Origin of the sequence: Photobacterium alginatilyticum (assembly GCF_009910675.1) — a bacterium.
Lineage (GTDB): Bacteria > Pseudomonadota > Gammaproteobacteria > Enterobacterales > Vibrionaceae > Photobacterium > Photobacterium alginatilyticum.
Map to the genome: position 1 here is coordinate 1 of NZ_RSEJ01000299.1, position 421 is coordinate 421.

Consider the following 421-nt stretch of genomic DNA (forward strand, 5'->3'; position numbering starts at 1 on the left):
CAGGCATTACTCACCCGTCCGCCGCTCGCCGCCCAACAAATCACCCGAAGGGTCAATGTTGTCGCTGCCGCTCGACTTGCATGTGTTAGGCCTGCCGCCAGCGTTCAATCTGAGCCATGATCAAACTCTTCAATTAAAGTTTTGTTGGTCTCTCGACCGGCTCAATGAATACTGTTAATTCATTACCGAAGTAATGAATGAATTGACTGTGCTGATACCCCTCTTTATAGAAAGAGAAACATCAATTGGTCACTCAGTTTCATTGATAAATCTTTTGACTAATCATTTCACGAGTGCCCACACAGATTGCATGGTCAAATTGTTAAAGAACGTTGACTTTCAATGCCTTGGCGTTAACCGCTTCAGCAAGTCAGGACGCGTATAATACGCTTTTCTGATTTCCAGTCAAGACAAAATTTTC

At 43.9% G+C, this 421-nt stretch carries 1 rRNA gene; it reads right to left on the reverse strand.

The window, feature by feature from the left end:
- Positions 1-136: ribosomal RNA gene (locus EIZ48_RS28795) — 16S ribosomal RNA — on the reverse strand; the annotation flags it as partial.
- Between the last annotated feature and the right edge of the window lie 285 nt (positions 137-421).